Raw genomic sequence first — 13708 nt, 5'->3', positions numbered from 1 at the left:
ACGAAGCAATCCAGTACAGTGCACTGAGCTGGATGGCTTCGCTTCGCTCGCAATGACGGTGAAGCTGGACCGCCCGTCTCCCTAGGAAGACTGGTAACAACAAAAAGCCCGGCCTCCTCGCGGAGGCCGGGCCTTTTCGTTTCAGGCGTTCAGATCAGCCGCGGGTGCGCGAGCGGATCATGAAGCTGTCGAAGGTGTACTCCGCGACCTGCCACCACAGGTACTGGTCGGAGCGATACGCCTGCATGGCGTCGATCGCCTTCTTGAAGTCCGGGTTCTTCGCCGAGATTTCGCCCCACAGCTCGTTGGTGGCCTTGAGGCAGGCGTCGAGGATTTCGTTCGAGAACGGACGCAGCTGCGTGCCGCCGGCCACCAGCCGCTTCAGCGCGGTCGGGTTGAGCAGGTCGTAGCGGGCGTTCATCCAGGTGTTGGTGTTCACCGCCGCGTTGGCGAGGATCGCCTGATAGTTCTTCGGCAGCTGGTTGAACTTCTCGAGGTTGGTGAAGGCGTGCACGGTCGGGCCGCCTTCCCAGAAGCCCGGATAGTAATAATACTTCGCGACCTTCTGGAAGCCGAGCTTCTCGTCGTCGTACGGGCCGACCCACTCGGCGGCGTCGATGGTGCCCTTTTCCAGCGCCGGATAGATGTCGCCGCCGGCGATCTGCTGCGGCACCACGCCGACCTTCTGCAGCACCTGACCGGCAATGCCGCCGATGCGCATCTTCAGGCCGCTCATGTCGGCAACGGTCTTGATCTCCTTCCGGAACCAGCCGCCCATCTGGGTGCCGGTGTTGCCGCAGGGGAAGCCGACCAGGCCGTACTTCTTGTAGAATTCGTTGGCGAGCTCGTTGCCGCCGCCCTGATACAGCCAGGAATTCTGCTGACGGGCGTTGAGGCCGAACGGCACCGACGCGAACACCGCGAAGGTCGGGTCCTTGCCGACGTAGTAGTACGACACGGTGTGGCACATCTCGACGGTGCCGTTGGAGGTGGCATCCAGCGCCTGCAGGCCGGGGACGACTTCACCCGCCGCGAACACCTGGATCTGGAACTTGTTGTCGGTCATCTCGGCGACCTGCTTCGCCAGATATTCGGCGCCGCCATAGATGGTGTCGAGCGACTTCGGGAAGCTGGAGGTCAGCCGCCACTTCACCTCGGGCGAGGACTGCGCGATCGCCGGGGAAGCCACCGCGGCCGCTGCCGCAGCGCCGGTAGCTGACACTTTCAGAAAGTCACGACGTTTCATAAGGCATCTCCTTGTTGCCGGCGTTTTCCCGGATTCCATGCGCGCCCGACCAAAAGAAGGCGAACCGCGGAGCCGTTTGTGGCGAAGCGTCTCTAACACGGATGGTGATCCGCATAAAACGCCGCGACCGAGTAGATAACTGAGATTCAACCAAAGTCGAAGACGGAAATTCCAGCGTGATCACCACGCCGCGTCGACGATCACTCCCGAGTGGTCGATCATCGACGCCGGTATGATCACTTCGCAGCGCATCAATTCGTCGCGAGGCTGTTGATCCGGTCGCGCACCTTGCCGGCGATCGCGCGATAGATCGTCGCATGCGGCCCGTTCGGCTCGCTCTCGACCACGGGCCGGCCGGCGTCCGAAGTGGCTCGAATCTCCATATGCAGCGGGATTTCGCCGAGGAACGGGACGCCGAGTCGCTCGGCCTCGTGCCGCGCTCCACCATGCCCGAACACGTCGGACCGGGTGCCGCATTCCGGGCAGAGGAAGTAACTCATGTTCTCGATGATGCCGATCACCGGGACATTCACCTTGGTGAACATCGCAAGGCCACGGCGGGCATCGATCAGCGCCAAATCCTGCGGCGTCGACACGATCACCGCGCCCTTCAGCGGCACGGTCTGCGCCAGCGTCAGCTGCGCGTCACCGGTGCCGGGCGGCATGTCGACCACCAGCACGTCGAGCTTGCCCCAGTCGACGTCGCGCAGCATCTGCGTGATCGCCGACATCACCATCGGACCGCGCCAGATCATCGCCGCCTCTTCGTCGACCAGGAAGCCGATCGACATGATCGACAGGCCGAACCGCGCGATCGGAATCATCCGGCGGCTGTCGTCGAGCTGCGGCTTCTCGTTGATGCCAGTCAGGCGCGGCACCGACGGACCATAGATGTCGGCATCGAGCAGCCCGACCTTGAGGCCGAGGTCGCGCAGACCGAGCGCGAGATTGAGCGCAGTGGTCGATTTGCCGACGCCGCCTTTGCCGGATGCGACGGCGATGATCGCGCCGACACCGGGAATGCCCGCCTGTTTCGGCAGACCGGCTCCGGGCGCACCGGCCGGACGATGCGCCGACACCGGCGCCACGCCGGGCCGCTGCGCCGGAGCGCTGCCCGGCTGACGCTCCGCAGTCAGCGCCACCAGCGCGCTCTTCACACCGGACGTGCCGCGCACGGCTGCCTCAGCATCGCTGCGCACGCTCTCCCAAGCCCGCGCCTCGGCCGCATCGACGTTGATCGAGAAGTACACCTTGCCGTCGGTGATGGCGATCTCCGACAGCACGCCGGCTTTGGTCAGCGGCACGCCACGCGGCGTCGCCACCTTGGCCAGGCTGTCGAGAATCTGTTGCTGGGTCACGCTCACTGGAAGTCTCCTGCCGCTTCGCGTGCCCACCGATCACATGCCATCGCTCGGTTCAAGCCGGGAATTAGCCATCGGCCCTCGCTTCTGAAGCGGCCCGCGCGGAACCATGCTGCACCGCAAGATGATCGCTTTGCCTTACGTTCCAGCGAGATCGCAGACTTGCTCCGCGAAGCTCCTCGCCTATGCTGACGCCTCCTCCTCGCGTGCCCCGCACCGGGCCGCCCTCACCTCCACTCGATCAGGCGCGACCGGCTCGCGCCCTCGCAACCGAAGGGTCCAGACATGGCCAAAGTCGCTTTCATCGGTCTCGGCGTCATGGGGTTTCCGATGGCCGGACATCTCGTGACGAAAGGCGGCCATGAGGTGACGGTCTACAATCGCACGGCCGCGAAGGCGCAGGCCTGGGCCGAGAAGTTCGGCGGCCGCGCCGCGCCGACACCGGCCGAGGCTGCGGCGGGCCAGGACTTCGTGATGGCCTGCGTCGGCAACGACGACGACCTCCGCGCCGTCACCACCGGCGCCGACGGCGCGTTCGGTGCGATGAGCAAGGGCGCGATCTTCGTCGACCACACCACCGCCTCCGCCGAAGTCGCACGCGAGCTCGACGCGGCTGCGAGCAAGGCGGGCTTCCACTTCATCGATGCGCCGGTGTCGGGTGGCCAGGCCGGCGCCGAGAACGGCGTGCTGACGGTGATGTGCGGTGGCCGGCCGGAGGACTTCGCCAAGGCCGAGCCGGTGATCGCCGCCTACGCACGGATGTGCAAGCTGCTGGGCCCCGCCGGCAGCGGTCAGCTCACCAAGATGGTCAATCAGATCTGCATCGCCGGGCTGGTCGAAGGCCTGTCGGAAGGCATCCACTTCGCCAAGAAGGCCGGCCTCGACGTCAACGCGGTGATCGACACCATCTCCAAGGGCGCCGCGCAGTCGTGGCAGATGGAGAACCGCCACAAGACCATGAACGACGGCAAATACGATTTCGGCTTCGCGGTCGAATGGATGCGCAAGGATCTGTCGATCTGTCTTTCCGAAGCACGCCGCAACGGCGCCAGCCTGCCGGTCACGGCGCTGGTCGACACCTTTTACGCCGAGGTCGAGAAGATGGGCGGCCGCCGCTGGGACACCTCCAGCCTGCTGGCGCGACTGGAGCGCTGAGCCAGCGCGGAACAGGGCTGCAATCGCGGTTTTCACGGCTCGTTCACCGCGATTGTTAGCCAGCTGTTAACCGGAATAATTTTCCCTCTAAGGCTGCTCTTAAGGATTTGTGGCCAGATATAGGCTGGGGAAACCGCGCGCGTTCTCGCGCAGGATTTGTGTTGGTTGATGAGTGAGTCCGCCGAAAAGCCTGAAGTCTTCCAGCTTCCGGCTGAGCCTCCGGTGGCCGCGCCAGCGCGCAACCGGCGCGCGGCGGCACAGCGGGTGCGCGAGGCACGCGACCGCCTGACCTCGACCAGCGGCACCCGCCCCGCCTTCGACCACGAACTGGTCAGGCAATATGCCGAGACCCGGCTGTCCGCCTCCTACGTGGTGATGCTGCTGGTGGTCGTCACCGGCGTGCTGTTCGGGATCTGGATGGACCCGCTGCCAGCGGGTGCCTGGACGGTGGCGATGCTCAGCATCCACGCCGTGGTGATCCGCAATTGCAATCGCTTCCTCCAGGAGCCGGCCTCGGTGCCGCGCACCCGGACCTGGCGGCGGCGCTTTATCCTGCTCGACCTGCTGTACGGCCTGGCGTGGACCGCGATCCTGATCCACCCGACCGAACTCAACGTCGTCTCCAGCACGCTTCTGATGTTCCTGATGCTGCTGGTGGTGGCGGTGTCGTCGATGCTGGCCGCAAGCCTGCCGATTGCCGCGCTGGCTGCCACCATGCCGGTGACCGCCGCGATCGCGGTCAACTTCGCGCTCAGCGGCTCTTTCGACAAATACGTGCTGGCCGCCCTCACCGTCGCGGCGGAAGGCTACTTCGCCCTGCTCGCCCACCGGCTGCACTCGACCACGCTGGCGACGCTGCAGGCGCGCGCCGAAAAGGACGTGCTGATCGCCGAGCTCGAACAGTCCAAGGCGATCTCCGACGAGGCCCGGCATCGCGCCGAGGCCGCCAACGTCGCCAAGTCGCGCTTTCTGGCGCAGATGAGCCACGAGCTGCGCACGCCGCTCAACGCCATTCTGGGCTTTTCGGAAGTGATGAAGAGCGAGATCTTCGGCGCCCATGCGGTGCCGGCCTACAAGGACTACTCGGCCGACATCCACAATTCCGGCGTGCACCTGCTCAACCTGATCAACGAGATCCTCGACCTGTCGCGGATCGAAGCCGGCCGCTACGAGCTGAACGAGGAAGCGATCTCGCTGGTGCATGTGGTGACCGACTGTCACCACCTGCTCAAGCTGCGCGCCTCCAGCCGCGGCATCACCATCCACGAAGTGTTCGAACAGGGCATGCCGAGGATCTGGGGCGACGAGCGCGCGGTGCGTCAGGTGGTGCTCAACCTGTTGTCGAACGCGATCAAGTTCACGCCGCAGGGCGGCGAGATCTGGCTGAAGGCCGGCTGGACGGCATCCGGCGGCCAGTATCTCAGCGTCAAGGACACCGGCTCCGGCATTCCCGAAGAAGAGATCCCGATCGTGCTGGCCTCGTTCGGCCAGGGTTCCAACTCGATCAAATCCGCCGAACAGGGCGCCGGCCTCGGCCTGCCGATCGCCAAGAGCCTGATCGACATGCACGGCGGCACCTTCACGCTAAAATCCAAACTGCGGATCGGCACCGAAGTGATCGTCACCTTCCCGCCCGAGCGGGTGATGTCGGCACTGGCGCCGCTCGCCGACGAGGCGCCGCCGCTGCAGCCGGACTCGGTCACCACCTCCGAGACCGCCCGCGCGCGCCGGCAGCCGATCATGAACGCCGGCACCGGGTTGTAAGATCGGGACTTGCGGGAGGCGACCAATGTCAGCCACCATCCGACATGAGCATCGAAACGCCCTGCATCGCAGTCTGCATGATCAATCCGCAGACCAACCTCTGCTACGGCTGTGGCCGCACCATGCCGGAGATCGCGCGCTGGCCGCGGATGGCCAGTGCCGAACGGCTCGCCATCATGGCCGGCCTGCCGCAGCGGATGGCCGACGCCGGCATGGATGTGCCGCAGCCACGCCGGCGCCGCGCCTCGGCGACGGACACGCCCGCGTAACGCGCGCTCTTTCAGGTGCGTCATGAGCCGCATTCTGCTGGTGCTCATGGTGCTGATCGGGACCGCCGGCGCGGTGGTCGCCTATGGCGACCCGAAGCGGATTTCCGCGGCCGGTGACGCAATGTCGACGATGCTGAAGAAGCGCGTCGCCGCCGCCACCGCGGCCGCCGAAGCCGCCAGTTCGCGCATGGTCGAGATCCCGCGCGGCACCGGCGGCGAGTTCGCGGTCAGCGCCAAGGTCAATGGCGTGCCGGCACCGATGGTGATCGACACCGGTGCAACTTCGGTGGTGCTCACTTACGAGACCGCCAAGGCGGCGGGCCTGCCGCTTGAGCTTCTGAACTTCAACGTCGAACTGGAAACCGCCGGCGGCCATACCCGCGCGGCGCGGCTGTCGCTCGACAGCCTGGCGATCGGCAAACTGGTCGAGCGCTCGGTCCCGGCCCTGGTGGTGCCGCGCGGCCAGATGAAGACCAACCTGCTCGGCATGAGCTTCCTCGACCGCCTCGAAAGCTGGGAAGTCCGCGCCGATCAGCTCCGGCTGCGCGGGTATCCGTAGCCGCCTTCTCCCAACACGCCCCGAAATCCTTGGCTGCCGCGCGTTTCGCTACCGGCGATCCTCTCGGCTCGACCCGCATCAATGCGCGGGACGCCAACGTCCGCAATGATGCAACCGATGCGGGTGGCCAATGGATAAACCACTTGAGAAATATAGCTCTTAGGACTACATCTTGTCGGACGCTCGCAGCATGAGCGTCTACCAGACCAAGGAGTTCGCCAAGTTCGCGGGGAAGGCGAAACTGGAAAGTGCTGACCTGCTCGCTGCGGCCGCAGACGTCGCCGAAGGGCGGTGGGATGCTAATCTCGGCGGGGGCGTGTTCAAACAGCGGATCGGCCGGAAGGGCAGCGGCAAGTCCGGCGGCTTCAGAACCATCATCGTGTGCAAGATGGGGGCGCACAGTTTCTTCGTTCACGGCTTTGCCAAGAACCAGAAGGCCAACGTCTCGCCCAAAGAACTGGAAGCGCTGAAGAAGCTTGCCACCGTCCTGCTGGCACTTGATGTCGGCGCACTCGAGACCGCCATTACAGCCGGCGAGATACTGGAAGTCACGGGACAGAGATGACGAAGACGATGCGCAAACGTGAGAGCGGCATTCTCGCCACGGTCCACAAGACCGCCGTTGGCCTTGCCCGCGCCAACGTCATCGATAAAGCGACGATGCGCGAGTTCGACGAGCTGTGCCTGACGCCGGTCGAGCCAATGGCGCCCGAGGAAATCAAAGCGCTGAGGGAGCGCGAGCAGGTGTCGCAACCGGTGTTCGCGCGCTATCTCAATGTGCGCAAAGACGCGGTGAGCAAGTGGGAACGCGGCGAGAAACGTCCCGACGGGCCATCGCTGAAACTGCTCAATCTGGTCAGAGCCAAGGGGCTTCGCGCAATCGCGTAGTTAGCCTGTTTGTTTGATAGCCGAGCGCTTAGGCAGCTTCCGTCGCCCGCTCCGTCACCGCCACCATCGCCTTCAACAGCACGCTGGCGTCGGCATCGGGTTTGACGCCGAATTCGGACAGATAGCGGCGGAACGCGCGCGCGCCGGGCACGCCCTGATACGCGCCGATGACGTGGCGGGTGATCGCGTGGAGCCGCAGGCCCTGCGCGAGCTGGCGCTCGATATACGGGATCAGCGCTTCGAGCGCCTCCTTCATCGAGGCATAAGGCGCCGGATCGCCGAACAGCTCAGGATCGACCTCGAGCAGCCGCCACGGCTCCTGATAGGCAGCACGGCCGAGCATCACGCCGTCGACGTGGTCGAGATGCCGCTTGGCCTCCGCGATGCTGCCGATGCCGCCGTTGATGATGATCGGCACCTGCGGCATCGCCCGCTTCAGGCGGTACACCCGATCGTAATCGAGCGGCGGGATGTGGCGGTTCTCTTTCGGCGACAGCCCGTTCAGCCACGCCTTGCGGGCGTGCACGATCAGCGCGTCGGCGCCGGCTGCGACCACCGCCCGCGCCAGCGCGTCGAGCGCGACTTCGGGGTCCTGATCGTCGATCCCGATCCGGCACTTCACCGTCACCGGCACCGAGACGGCGCGCTTCATCGCGGCGACGCCCTCGGCGACCAGCTCCGGCTCCGCCATCAGGCAGGCGCCGAACCGGCCCTCCTTCACCCGATCGGACGGGCAGCCGACATTGATGTTGATCTCGTCGTAGCCGAAGTCCTCGCCGATCTTCGCCGAGGTGGCGAGGTCGTTCGGATTGGAGCCGCCGAGCTGCAGCGCCAGCGGATGTTCGCTCGCATCGAAGCCGAGCAGCCGCTGCCGGTCGCCGTGGATCACCGCTCCGGTGGTGACCATCTCGGTGTAGAGCAACGCCCGCTTGGTCAGCAGCCGATGGAAGACCCGACAGGGGCTGTCGGTCCACTCCATCATCGGCGCGACGGAGAAGCGATGTGGCTGATGAAGCTGCATATTTCAGTATGTCGGCGGATTGGCGGGCGGCGTCAAGGCTGCTGGTAGCCCGGGAATCCGGCGATTTCCAGCCCGTTCTGGCCCCCCTCCCCGCGCAGCGGGGAGCAGTCAGCGTCCAGATTCCGCGCGCCGGCGCAGGATCGCCGGGAGCGATGAGCTGAACCTGGCGCGGACCGCCTCCAGGAGCCCGCCGACGCGTTGCCGCAGCGACGATGTCGAGGCCGGATCGCGGCAGAACCACGCCGCGTACAGCGCCGGCAGGAACAGCAGCGTCAGCACGGTGGCGACCAGCAGTCCGCCCATGATCGCGACCGCCATCGGGCCCCAGAAGCTCGAACGCGTCAGCGGGATCATCGCCAGCACGGCACTGAGCGCAGTCAGGACCACCGGCCGCGCGCGGCGGACGGTGGCGCCGACGATCGCCTCCTCGCGCGGATGCCCCGCCGCGATGTCCTGCTCGATCTGGTCGACCAGGATCACCGAATTGCGAATGATCATGCCGGCGAGCGCGATCAGTCCGAGCAGCGCCACGAAGCCGAATGGCTTGCCGAACAGCAGCAGCCCGGCGCAGGCGCCGATTAGGCCGAGCGGCGCCGTCAGCAACACCAGCGCCAGCTTGGCGAAGCTCTGCAACTGGAGCATCAGCACCGTCAGCATCACTACCAGCATCGCCGGCACCACCGCGAACAACGCACCGTTGGCTTTCGACGAATCCTCGATCGCACCGCCGAGTTCGATCCGGTAACCGGCCGGCAGGTGCTGGCGCAGATCGGCCAGCGCGCCCCACACCACCGACGAGACGAACGGCGCCTGCACGCCGTCGCGCACATCGCTGCGCACGGTGATCGCCATGTCGCGGTCGCGCCGCCACTGGATCGCTTCCTCGTGGCCTTCGCGGATCTCGGCGATCTGCGACAGCGGCACCGGCACGCCGTTGCGCGACAGCACGGTGAGATCGTCGATGGCGCCGAGATCGTTGCGCTGCGCCGCGATCGCCCGCGCCACCACCACAACCTTCTCGGTCCGGTCACGCACGGTGGTCACCGGCGCGCCGGTCATCAGCATCTGCAGCGTCTGCGAGATCGTCTGCGGATCGAGCCCGAGCGCCCGCGCCCGATCCTGATCGACCACCAGACGCACCGAGGGCATCTGCTCGTTCCAATCGAGCTGCGGCTCGATCACGTTCGGATTGCTGCGCATGATATCGCGGACCTGGTAGGCGATCGACCGCACCGTGTTGGGGTCCTCGCCGATTACTCGGAACTGCACCGGAAACTTGATCGGAGGACCATAGGCCAGCCGCTTCACCCGCACCCGCGCGCCGGCGATCGCGCCATCGGCGACGGCCTGCTCGATCTTGCACTTCACCCGCTCGCGCGCGGCGCTGTCCTTGGTGACGATGACGAGTTCGCCATACGACTCGTTCGGCAGTTCGGGATTGACGTTGAGCAGGAAGCGCGGCGGGCCCTTGCCCACATAGGTGCTCCAGGTGACGACGTCGTCATCACTTGCGACCAGCGCTTCGGCTTGCTGGGCATTGGCGAGCGTCGCCTCGATCCCGCTGCCGCCCGGCAGCCGCAATTCGACGAACAGCTCGGTGCGGTCGGAGGTCGGGAAGAATTGCCGCTGGATCTTGCCGAAGCCGACGATCGAGATCGCGAACGCCGCGATGGTGATGCCGATCACAATCAGGCGGTGATGGATGCACCAGGTGACGACGCGGCGAAAGCGGCGATACAGGCCGTTGTCATAGACCGCGTGCGCGGTCCCGGTGCTCAGCGAGTGCGGCAGCAGCACGAAACCGAGATACGGCGTCAGGATCACCGCCACAGCCCACGACGCCAGCAGCGCAATGCCGACCACCCAGAAGATGCTGCCGGCATATTCGCCGGTGCCGCTCGCCGCCATGCCGACCGGCAGAAAGCCTGCCGCGGTGACCAGCGTGCCGGTGAGCATCGGAAACGCCGTCGACTCCCAGGCGAACGAGGCTGCACGCGCGCGATCGAAGCCCTGCTCCATCTTCACCACCATCATCTCGACCGCGATGATGGCGTCGTCGACGAGCAGGCCGAGCGCGATAATCAGCGCGCCCAGGGAAATCCGGTGCAGATCGATGCCGATCGTCAGCATCAGCGTGAACACGATGCCGAGCACCAGCGGCACCGAGGTCGCGACCACGATGCCGACGCGCCAGCCGAGCGACACGAAACTGACGAACAGCACGATCGCCAGGGCCTCGACGAAGGAACGCATGAAGTCGCCGACCGCATCGCGGACGACCGCAGGCTGATTAGCGATCCGCTCGAACGTGACGCCGACCGGCGTGGCTCGTTCGACCTCGGCCATCGACGCTTCGACATCCGCGCCGAGCTCCAGGATGTTGGCGCCCTTGCGCATCACGATGCCGATCGCCAGCGCCGGAACGCCGCGCTGCCGGACCAGAAACTGCGGCGGATCGATGAAGCCGCGCGACACGGTGGCGATGTCGCCGAGCCTGATCACCGTGCCGTTGGAGGCGATCGGCGTTTCTTCCACCGCGCGAACGCCGTCGAACGCACCGGAGACGCGCAGCGGAATTCGGGTCGACTGGGTCTGGACCATGCCGACCGGCGCGAGGTCGTTCTGCTTGGCGAGGCTGTCGAAGATCGTGCGCGGCGCGATGCCGAGATTGGCGAGCTTGACGTGGTCGAAATCGACGAAGATGCGCTCGTCCTGGGTGCCGTAGATCGTCACCTTGGAGACGTTCGGCACTTTCAGCAGCCGCTGCCGCACCTGCTCCGCCATCCGCTTCAGCACCGCGTAGTCGGCGCTGTCGGAGCGCAGCGTGTAGACGATCGAATCGACGTCGCCGTATTCGTCGTTGACCTCCGGGCCGGCCACCCCGTCGGGCAGGTCCGGCTTCACGTCGGCCATCTTCTTGCGGATCAGATAGAACAGCCAAGGGATTTGCGCCGGCGGCGTAGTGTCGCGAAACTCCATCTGCGCCGCGGTGAAGCCGGGCTTGGAATAGGTCGTGATCTTGTCGAACCAGGGCAGCTCCTGCAGCTTCTTCTCGATCCGGTCCGCGACCTGAAGCTGCATCTCTTCGGCCGTCGCGCCGGGCCATGTCGCCGTCACCACCGCGACCTTGATGGTGTAGGACGGATCCTCGGCGCGGCCGAGACGCTGATACGACAGCAGACCGGCGACACTGATCATCAGGATCAGAAACAGCATCAAGGACGGATGTGCCACCGCCCATGCGGAGAGATTGGGCCGCTGCATCACTTGCCCGCCGAGCTGAGCGAGAGCGTGGAGATCGGCCGCACCGTCAAGGCCGGATCGAGCTTTTCGACACCGAGCGCGACGACGGTTTCGCCGTCGCTGACGCCGGAGGTCACCAGCACATCGCGATCCTCATAGCGCTCGATCGTCACCGGCCGCTCGCGCAATTCGCCGCCGTCGCCGACCACGAACACCGCGGCACCGCGGCCGTGATTGTAGATCGCCGTCAGCGGCAGCCGTGCGAAGCGCCGCTCGTCCTGCTCGCGCAGCGTCAGCGTGGCGCTCATGCCGATCCGCACCTTCTCGTCCGCGCCGGGGATCACGAAGCGCGCCGCAAAGGTCCGTGTCGCCGGATCGGCCGCAAAGGATAGTTCGCGCAGCCGCACCTCGTAGCTCTTGCCGGGCAGCGACCACAACGTCAGCGAAGCGGAGGCGCGACCGACCCGCTCGACGTAACTCTCCGGCAGCGCGACCACCGCCTCCAGCTCCGACAGCCGCGCCAGACGGACCGCGGCCTGTCCGGCGCTGATGACTTGTCCCGGCTCGATCGGCGTCGCGGTGATCACGCCGTCCGCATCGGCTTCGAGAGTGGCGTAGTCGAGCGCGTGCCCGGCGAGATCGAGCGCACGCTGCGCGCGGACGAGCCGGCTGCGCGCCTCCTCGGCGGTGGCGTGCGCCTTCTGCAGCGCGGCGTTCGCCATCCAACCCTTGCTCTGCAGATCGGTCGCACGGCCTTCGTCGGCCTCGGCCTGAATCAGGTTGGACTGCGCCGCCTTCACTTCGGCTTCGGCCTGCTCGCGCTGCAGGCGGAGATCATTGGTATCGAGCGTCAGCAGCGGCTGGCCGCTGCGCACGAAATCGCCGGTCCGCACCAGCCGCCGCGCCACCTTGCCGCTGATCCGAAAGCCGAGGTCGCTCTCGATGCTGGGGCGGATGGTGGCGGCGAAGGTCCGCGTCCGGGCGCCCTCCTCGAACCGCACCGGCACCACCATCACCGGCTGCGGCAGCCTGGTCGGCTCCGCGGCGGCATGATCGGGCTTGGGAGCTGCGGAGTCGCAAGCTCCGAGGATCAGCGCCATCGCGATGATGGCGGCACGAAACCCCACGATCTCTCTCATCGCCGTCTCGTCTTTCCAGGCCGGGCCGGAAGCACCGTCAGCCGGTTCATAATAATACCAAACGTACGGTTATTATTCCGACGCGAGACTGTCAATATGACCGTACGTTCAGTATGATTGCGGAGGACGCCGGGCGAATTGGCGAGGTGACGGAGAGCGATGGTCAGGGTTCGGACGGAAGCCAAGCGGGACGCGATCCTCGACACCGCGGTCGAGGTGTTCAAAGAACGCGGTCTCGACGGCGCCTCGATGTCGGAAATCGCCAGCAGGCTCGGGGGCTCGAAGGCGACGCTGTATGGCTACTTCCCGTCCAAGGAAGAGCTGTTCGTACACGTCGCGCTGCGCGTCGCCGGCAAGCAGATCCGCGGCATGTATGAAGATCTCGAGGCGCGCGCCACCGACGATCCGCAGCGCGTGCTCACCGAGTTCGGCAAGAAACTATTGCATCGCGTGCTGGCCGAGGACGCCACCACGGCCCACCGCCTTGCGGTGGCGCACGGCCGGATCGGTAATCTCGGGCGGATTTTCTACGACGCAGGTCCTGGCAAAGCGGTTGAGGCGTTCACCCGCTATATCGACGCTGCGACCAAAGCTGGCCGGCTGCATGCTGCCAATCCGGAGGTGGCAGCGCATCACCTGTTGGCGCTGCTGGAATCCGAAATCGCTTATCGCCGCTCGCTGCAATTTGGCGACGCCATCTCCGCCAGCGAGATCGATCAATGCGTCGACCGTGCCGTGCCGGTGTTCCTGGCTGCTTACGCGGCGCCGCGGACAAGCGACAAAGCGACCTGAGTTTCAGTCGAGACCCGCGATCGCTCGCCTTCGATTCAAAGGCCGCCGACGGATTGACGGGTCACAATGCCGGCCCGCGGCGAAGTTGCTACGAGGTCAGCACCATCATGCGTGCTGGGCGCGCGACGTGGTGGCGCATCTGAGGCGATTTGACAGTGCCATCGGTCCGCATGGATAGTCCGCCGGTCGCAGCGCGCGGGCTGCTTTGCGATGTTTGCAGCGCCTCGCGCGCCTCTCCGCTGGCGGGAACACATCGCCGGCGGCAAGCACA

12 protein-coding genes are annotated in these 13708 nt (G+C 66.0%); 7 read left to right on the top strand and 5 right to left on the bottom strand.

Features of this window, described 5'->3' with window-relative positions; translation table 11 throughout:
* Nucleotides 1-154: 154 nt before the first annotated feature.
* Nucleotides 155-1246, bottom strand: a complete 1092-nt coding sequence (locus LRC39_RS10040; protein ID WP_107343937.1) for a TRAP transporter substrate-binding protein — start codon at nt 1244-1246, stop codon at nt 155-157.
* A gap of 251 nt (nt 1247-1497) precedes the next feature.
* Nucleotides 1498-2610, bottom strand: coding sequence for an Mrp/NBP35 family ATP-binding protein (locus LRC39_RS10035; protein WP_107343936.1), 1113 nt, complete (start codon nt 2608-2610; stop codon nt 1498-1500).
* Between the two features lie 282 nt (nt 2611-2892).
* On the opposite strand from LRC39_RS10035, the gene LRC39_RS10030 reads away from it, so the two are divergent.
* The 6 genes from LRC39_RS10030 (at nt 2893) to LRC39_RS10005 (ending at nt 7242) form a co-directional block, all read left to right on the top strand.
* Nucleotides 2893-3762: an NAD(P)-dependent oxidoreductase gene (locus tag LRC39_RS10030; RefSeq protein WP_107343935.1), complete on the top strand. Its 870-nt coding sequence runs from the start codon at nt 2893-2895 to the stop codon at nt 3760-3762.
* A 168-nt stretch (nt 3763-3930) separates the two neighbouring features.
* Complete coding sequence (locus LRC39_RS10025) at nt 3931-5526, top strand: sensor histidine kinase (protein ID WP_107343934.1); 1596 nt, start codon at nt 3931-3933, stop codon at nt 5524-5526.
* Between the two features lie 44 nt (nt 5527-5570).
* Nucleotides 5571-5795, top strand: coding sequence for a DUF1289 domain-containing protein (locus tag LRC39_RS10020; RefSeq protein WP_107343933.1), 225 nt, complete (start codon nt 5571-5573; stop codon nt 5793-5795).
* A 22-nt stretch (nt 5796-5817) separates the two neighbouring features.
* The gene (locus LRC39_RS10015) at nt 5818-6354 is read left to right on the top strand and encodes a TIGR02281 family clan AA aspartic protease (protein WP_263991363.1); all 537 of its coding nucleotides are present in this window, start codon (nt 5818-5820) and stop codon (nt 6352-6354) included.
* A gap of 190 nt (nt 6355-6544) precedes the next feature.
* On the top strand, nt 6545-6919 hold the full coding sequence (locus LRC39_RS10010) for a type II toxin-antitoxin system RelE/ParE family toxin (RefSeq protein WP_346297142.1): 375 nt from the start codon (nt 6545-6547) through the stop codon (nt 6917-6919).
* Entirely contained in the window at nt 6916-7242 is a 327-nt protein-coding gene (locus LRC39_RS10005) for a helix-turn-helix domain-containing protein (protein ID WP_346297141.1), read from the top strand. The genes LRC39_RS10010 and LRC39_RS10005 overlap by 4 nt, the downstream gene beginning before the upstream one ends.
* Nucleotides 7243-7270: 28 nt before the next feature.
* On the opposite strand, the gene dusA is transcribed toward LRC39_RS10005, so the two are convergent.
* The 3 genes from dusA to LRC39_RS09990 form a co-directional block, all read right to left on the bottom strand.
* The gene (gene dusA / locus LRC39_RS10000; protein WP_346297140.1) at nt 7271-8263 is read right to left on the bottom strand and encodes a tRNA dihydrouridine(20/20a) synthase DusA; all 993 of its coding nucleotides are present in this window, start codon (nt 8261-8263) and stop codon (nt 7271-7273) included.
* 108 nt (nt 8264-8371) lie between these two features.
* Nucleotides 8372-11527 (bottom strand): efflux RND transporter permease subunit, encoded by a 3156-nt coding sequence (locus LRC39_RS09995; protein WP_346297139.1) that lies wholly within the window; start codon nt 11525-11527, stop codon nt 8372-8374.
* Entirely contained in the window at nt 11527-12645 is a 1119-nt protein-coding gene (locus LRC39_RS09990; RefSeq protein ID WP_346297138.1) for an efflux RND transporter periplasmic adaptor subunit, read from the bottom strand. The genes LRC39_RS09995 and LRC39_RS09990 overlap by 1 nt, the downstream gene beginning before the upstream one ends.
* Nucleotides 12646-12804: 159 nt before the next feature.
* Between LRC39_RS09990 and LRC39_RS09985 the strand changes: the two genes are divergently transcribed.
* The gene (locus tag LRC39_RS09985; protein ID WP_346297137.1) at nt 12805-13437 is read left to right on the top strand and encodes a TetR/AcrR family transcriptional regulator; all 633 of its coding nucleotides are present in this window, start codon (nt 12805-12807) and stop codon (nt 13435-13437) included.
* Nucleotides 13438-13708 lie beyond the last annotated feature (271 nt).

Origin of the sequence: Rhodopseudomonas sp. P1, from assembly GCF_039642825.1 — a bacterium.
Lineage (GTDB): Bacteria > Pseudomonadota > Alphaproteobacteria > Rhizobiales > Xanthobacteraceae > Rhodopseudomonas > Rhodopseudomonas palustris_H.
This window is presented reverse-complemented; position numbering and strand designations above follow the sequence as displayed.